We start from the raw sequence: 5,760 nt of genomic DNA, 5'->3' as shown, positions 1-5,760 counted from the left end.
ATAAAGGGACATTTAGTCCGTTATAAAGGGACATTTAGTCCGTTATAAAGGGACATTTAGTCTCAATAAAGGGACATTATAGGTATTGACCCTTTAGTGACTTAAATTTACAATGTCCATATTATAAGTAACAATATAATCTGATTATGAAAAATGAGCTTGTTGTGAAGGATAATGCGTTAATTAATGCTAGTTATAATTTAGAAGTAACTGAACAGCGTTTAATACTTTTAGCAATTCTTAATGCAAGAGAAACAGGCAACGGTATTACAGCCGATAGTAAGTTAGAAATACATGCAAAGGACTATGCGAGCCGCTTTGATATAAGCAATGATGGAGCTTATAAAGCATTAAAAAATGCTGTCTTAAACTTATTTGATCGACAATTTTCTTTTAAAGAACAAGATAAGAAAGGAAATGTAGGTACAGTAAAATCAAGATGGGTAAGCCGTATTAAATATATTGATGATTCAGCCACGCTAGAGATTACATTTGCACCTGATGTAGTGCCACTAATTACAAGGCTTGAGCAACACTTTACTAGCTATCAATTGAAGCAGGTTTCTCAACTTACTAGTAAATACGCTATACGCTTATATGAGCTTCTCATCGCATGGCGTGAAGTTGGCAAAACTCCAAAAATTGAATTAGAAGACTTTAGAAATAAAATTGGCGTTGAAGATACTGAATACACAGCCATGAATGATTTTAAAAAGCGTGTATTAGACCCAGCTATTAAGCAAATTAATAAATATACAGACATTACTGCAACATATGAGCAGCATAAAAAAGGCAGATTGATTTCAGCATTTTCATTTAGCTTCAAGCTAAAGCACCAACCAAAAATTGAGAAGATAGTGGATCTTAAGAGAGATCCTAATACACCTGATTTTTTTATCCGAATGACAGATTCTCAACGACATTTATTTGCTAATAAAATGGCTAAATTGCCTGAATTGAGTGAGTATTCACAGGGAACGGAAAGCTATGAAGAATTTGCAATCCGTATAGCAGAAATGCTTTTAATTCCTGAAAAATTTAGAGAGCTATATCCATATTTAGAGAAATTAGGATTTAAATAAAAATGGATTTCTTATGGAATATTTAATCATAAATATTTGAAATATATATCAATCAAAATGAAATATCTTATTGTCAAGTGTGCCATCAATCGCCATTTGCTTTGGTAGATCAAATGATTTTTTATGACTGTATAGAAATCTCTCAGCAAACATGACTTGAAGACTATTTACAAACATTACATTCTCAGGAGCAGAGGTAATAGTTTCATTAAATTTAAGTTTTCTAACAAACTCTTTTAAACGACTTATAGAAGGTTGAATATCTGAATTAACAGGGGAGTTTAAGAGTGGCTCAGAAATAGATTTCCGAACAGAGCGGCATATGAGTAGTAGACAGTATTTTGGAGAAATAGGCATATAAATTTCGACACCGTTACTAGCTAATCCTAAGTTGCCTCGTCCCTTATTAAATGTATTATTTAAAACTACCGGATTATCACCAATTATATAGTCACTATTTACAGATTCACATAACACCCAATCCTTATTGTAAACAAAAGGAAAAAAGTCATTCATAGTATTCAAAACGAAATTACAGTGAGATATTTTTTCTTCCGCTTCAGATGGTTTTGGTATTCCACGACTTCCAAAATAGTTAAATCTTTCCTCAATGAGATCGGTAAATTGAGTAAATCTGTTCCTCATGGCCGGGACTCGAACAATCTGTAAAGCTATAAATTTCGCTATAATTACCTTTTCTTTATTTGTAATTTTCTTAATACTTTGATTTTCTAAGACTTTACGAACAATTTCTCCAGTTAAAGACTCATACTCACCTAATTTATCCTCAATAGTATAACTTTCTTCTTTTACCTCATAAAAATAACGTTCGGCGGCTGTTGTTTTGATAGGAGCTTGATATTCATTATGTGTTGATTTATCAAAAGTAAAGATGGCGCTTTCCTTACCTCTTTTTTCAGGAATTTGAAAATTCCTTAATAAAAATTGAGGTACATAATGCTGGTTAATTGGTGTATTCATTACTGATTCTCAGAGACTGGTAGATTGAATAATTTACGATCTCTGTCTTCTTTCAGATACTCTTCCAAATCGGCAAGTATTTTTTCTTTATTAGCTTCATTTGCCTGCATTTTTTTAATCAAATAAGAACCAAGCAAAATTTTACGTCGAGTATCATCCTTTCTTTCCTGCTCTTTTTGCTTCGATTTTTCTCTCGCTTCGATAGCTTGTTTACGAGCCTTTAGCTGTTTCAGCTTTTCTAACTGGGCTTCGATTTTCTTTTCGAGAGTTTCAGCAGCTTTTGTCATGATTCAGATTTCGGGATATAGAAAACCACTCAAGCATAAGGCCCTATGAATTGGAATTCAAGAGGGCTTTATGCTATCGTGTTTTTCATGAAATGCGCACTTACGACTTGGATTTCATCCAAGTCAAAGTTTGCGTAAGGGGATACCCCTTAACCCCAAAAATTTCTGCGCAATTTTTAAAAGCAAAAGCAAAACCATCACAAGGCTAAGGCATGGCAATTTATCACTGTACGACTAAGACCGTTAACCGAAGTTCGGGACGAACTGCGGTAGCATCTATCGCCTATCGTGCAGGAGAAAAATTGACAGATGAACGAACAGGATTAACGCACGACTTTACGAGAAAAGAAGGTGTGGCTTATACCGAAATTATCTCGAACTTAGATACTCAAATTGATCGTGCTGAACTCTGGAATCTGGCGGAAAAAACCGAAAACCGGAAAGATGCCAGAACCGCTAGAGAATGGGTTATTGCTTTGCCTGATGAATTGGATGAAGAACAACGCAAGGAACTTGCTAAAGACTTTGCCAAGTCCTTAGTAGATCGCTATGGGGTAGTTGCAGATTTAGCGATTCATGCACCCAGCAAAGGTGGTGATGATAAAAACCATCATGCACATATCTTGCTGACAACTCGCAAAGCAGAATTAGACCCTGAAAATAAATTGGTCCTTACTCAAAAAGCGGAAATCGAGCTAAGTAACACCAAAAGAAAAAGCCTAGGCATGGGGACAAGCCAAGAAGAAATCAAACAGATTCGAGCCACCTGGGCAAACCTTGCAAATTACGCCCTGGACAAAGCAGGGTACAAAGAAAAAATAGACCATCGCAGCTATGCCGAACAAGGTAACGGCCTACAAGCCACAATACATGAAGGCAGCAAGGTTACTCAGTTGCGCAGAAAGGGCATAGATACTGAAGTTAGCCGTTTCAATGACAACATCAAACAGCAAAACAGTCAGCAGCTCCAATACAAAGAACCCCAAAAGGAAAAAATCCTAGAACAAGGCTTCAGCCGTGTCGAAAAGGGTTTCGAGCAATGGAAGAAAAATCAGGAAGCTAAACGCCTACAACTGGAACAACAGCAACAGTTAAAGCAACAGCAAGAACGAGCCATGAAGCAGAAACAACGCCAAAGCATGAATAAAGATGGGCCATCTCTATGAGCAACCAAAACGACGATTTAGACGACCAGTTATATATTTTATTGGCATCCATGAAGGAATACAGGGAAGCCATAGCAGACGATAAGAAGCGATTAGAGACGTTTTACAGTCAAGTAGCTAGTGGGGTTCTAGATAAGGCTGAAAAGTCGCTGCAGGACACAAATAAACAGGCTATAGGGGCATTAAAGAGCCGTATTCAGGAATTAGACAAGGCAACCAGCCGTCTTAACTATCAATTCATTGCCGTGTTTGCCAGTGCCTTTGTAGCGTTGGTGATGGTGCTGTTCTTGGCGTTATTTTTATTTGTACCAAGTATGGATGAAATCCAGCAGCGTAGATCAGAAGTAAACAACCTGAAAAATTACAGTTTAGACCTATCAAAATGTGATGGGAAAACGTGCGTTCGAGTTATAAAAAAACAGTGTGGCTATGGAAAAAATGCCGATTATTGTGTGATTGACCCTAAATAATTACGGTTCGGTACTTTGCTTTGCTTCTCTCAATGTATAACCACTGAAAATAGACGCAAAGTGGCTCGACTTTTAATTCTGGCGATAGCCAGATTTAAAAGTATCGAGCTAAATTTCATAATTTAAAAAATAATTAAAACCAGCTATCTCACATTAACCACTTTGCTTATTTCTTATTCAAATATTAATTTTATATGAACTACTTTTTACTTTAATCTACTGTAATATTAATCAATCTGAATTTCATATTAACTACTTATTTTTTGATTTTTTTAATATAAATTATTGATTTATATCAAATTTTTCATATTTCAAAACTAATGGCTATTCTAGATAGATTTTTTTTTACGTGAGAAAATTTTTAAAACTTCACAGGAGATTTTAATGATTTTTTTACTTAATCCATTGTTTTTAAAATGGTTATTGCAATTTTTAAGTGCTACCGATACTGAAACGGTTCTTTTAACCATGTGTTTTATCCAAATGTTGTTCAACATCTGGATTTTTAATGAGTTTTTAAAAGAAAAGGGGGCTGTCAAATGAACTTATCCAACTTCAAAGTGTTTTCCAAAATAGTGCTCTGGTGGGTAGATGCCCCATTTTTTAAAGAAAAGCTTCGCTTTTCCAAAACGGGGGAAGGCATTGCGGTTTTAAAAACAATGATAGCCATTACATTAGAAGCTGACTTTCAAGACCGCTTAGCCAAAATTTCATTTTCTGAATTAGAAGATCTGACAGGTCTATCTAGACCGATGGTCAATAAAGCTATAAAAATTTTGGCGGACGAAAAACTCATAGCTGTTCATTCTTCGGCTCGGGGAAAGTCTAATATTTATCAAATATTAGACTTTCCAAATATGAATCCGACTGAAATTAAGACTGATGAAATCGTTTTAAGAACTAAAACAAAGGGCTGGTCAAAGCTGCCGTATCAACCAGTTGCAAAAAATTTACGTTTTTTACCAAATAAAGGCGCTATTGCATTAGGCGCATTGAAAAACTATTTGGTCATGTTGAAATATAGAGATAATAATCAGGATTACAGCCGTATATCTCATGATAAATTTATTGAAAAATGTGGGATACAAGCCAATAAAATCAAAAGTTCTAATGATTTACTAATCAACCACGGCTTTATTGGTTTGGCTAAATATATTCAAAATGGATACCTGAAGACCAGCGCGAATATGTATTACATTAAAGGGATATATCCTGGCAAAAAAGGTATCGAACAACAGAATTTCCCTGAAATCAGGGATCCAAATGTTGAATTATATTAATTTAAGAAAGAAACCGAGCGAGTGTCTACGAGCGACTGCTTGGTATTAAAACTCATGCGTTTTTTCTCCCTGATTACAATTACTCCCATTTGCCTCATAAAGGGATTAACAGAGCAAAGCGACTGTACTTGAATTGGTTTATGACCGAGCGAAGCGAGCATAAAGCCTTCTGAGCGAAGCGAAGGCATAGTTTCTTTTTAAAACTCTCGATTGACCTTTGAAAAAACAGCCCCTCAACCGAGCGAAGCGAGGTTAAAACGTCCGAGCTTTAGCGAGGGCATAGGGCTGTTTTTCATGCCTGCTTAGGCTTTTATATATATTTTAAAGTTTTTAAATGCTTTTATGTCCGCTGAAAGTCTTTCTATTAAAGGCATTTAGCGTTCATAAAGGGACATTTAGTCCGTTATAAAGGGACATTTAGTCCGTTATAAAGGGACATTTAGTCTCAATAAAGGGACATTATAGGTATTGACCCTTTAGTGACTTAAATTTAC

General features: G+C 35.5%; 6 protein-coding genes. 4 read left to right on the top strand and 2 right to left on the bottom strand.

What is annotated here, in order from left to right:
- Positions 1 to 146: 146 nt before the first annotated feature.
- Positions 147 to 1,082: a replication initiation protein RepM gene (repM, locus tag WFH18_RS16545; RefSeq protein WP_336755299.1), complete on the top strand. Its 936-nt coding sequence runs from the start codon at positions 147 to 149 to the stop codon at positions 1,080 to 1,082.
- A gap of 48 nt (positions 1,083 to 1,130) precedes the next feature.
- On the opposite strand, the gene WFH18_RS16540 is transcribed toward repM, so the two are convergent.
- Positions 1,131 to 2,063, bottom strand: a complete 933-nt coding sequence (locus WFH18_RS16540; protein WP_336755297.1) for a DUF4238 domain-containing protein — start codon at positions 2,061 to 2,063, stop codon at positions 1,131 to 1,133.
- Positions 2,063 to 2,350: a mobilization protein gene (locus tag WFH18_RS16535; protein ID WP_336755295.1), complete on the bottom strand. Its 288-nt coding sequence runs from the start codon at positions 2,348 to 2,350 to the stop codon at positions 2,063 to 2,065. The genes WFH18_RS16540 and WFH18_RS16535 overlap by 1 nt, the downstream gene beginning before the upstream one ends.
- 212 nt (positions 2,351 to 2,562) lie before the next feature.
- Between WFH18_RS16535 and mobQ the strand changes: the two genes are divergently transcribed.
- The 3 genes from mobQ (at position 2,563) to WFH18_RS16520 (ending at position 5,266) form a co-directional block, all read left to right on the top strand.
- Positions 2,563 to 3,516, top strand: coding sequence for a MobQ family relaxase (gene mobQ / locus WFH18_RS16530; protein ID WP_180067055.1), 954 nt, complete (start codon positions 2,563 to 2,565; stop codon positions 3,514 to 3,516).
- Positions 3,513 to 3,986: a hypothetical protein gene (locus tag WFH18_RS16525; RefSeq protein ID WP_125268843.1), complete on the top strand. Its 474-nt coding sequence runs from the start codon at positions 3,513 to 3,515 to the stop codon at positions 3,984 to 3,986. Before mobQ ends, WFH18_RS16525 begins: the two co-directional genes overlap by 4 nt.
- 539 nt (positions 3,987 to 4,525) lie before the next feature.
- Positions 4,526 to 5,266, top strand: coding sequence for a hypothetical protein (locus tag WFH18_RS16520; protein WP_179991799.1), 741 nt, complete (start codon positions 4,526 to 4,528; stop codon positions 5,264 to 5,266).
- Positions 5,267 to 5,760 lie beyond the last annotated feature (494 nt).

This window comes from Acinetobacter sp. USHLN143, from assembly GCF_037145695.1.
GTDB lineage: Bacteria > Pseudomonadota > Gammaproteobacteria > Pseudomonadales > Moraxellaceae > Acinetobacter > Acinetobacter fasciculus.
Note: the sequence above shows the minus strand (reverse complement) of the source record. Positions and strands in the feature narration are given on the sequence as shown.

Excerpts from the sequence above, each read along its gene's own strand:
- WFH18_RS16525 (WP_125268843.1), top strand. The coding sequence starts at position 3,513 with ATGAGCAACCAAAACGACGATTTAGACGACCAGTTATATATTTTATTG.
- WFH18_RS16520 (WP_179991799.1), top strand. The coding sequence starts at position 4,526 with ATGAACTTATCCAACTTCAAAGTGTTTTCCAAAATAGTGCTCTGGTGG.
- repM (WP_336755299.1), top strand. The coding sequence starts at position 147 with ATGAAAAATGAGCTTGTTGTGAAGGATAATGCGTTAATTAATGCTAGT.
- WFH18_RS16535 (WP_336755295.1), bottom strand. The coding sequence starts at position 2,350 with ATGACAAAAGCTGCTGAAACTCTCGAAAAGAAAATCGAAGCCCAGTTA.
- WFH18_RS16540 (WP_336755297.1), bottom strand. The coding sequence starts at position 2,063 with ATGAATACACCAATTAACCAGCATTATGTACCTCAATTTTTATTAAGG.
- mobQ (WP_180067055.1), top strand. The coding sequence starts at position 2,563 with ATGGCAATTTATCACTGTACGACTAAGACCGTTAACCGAAGTTCGGGA.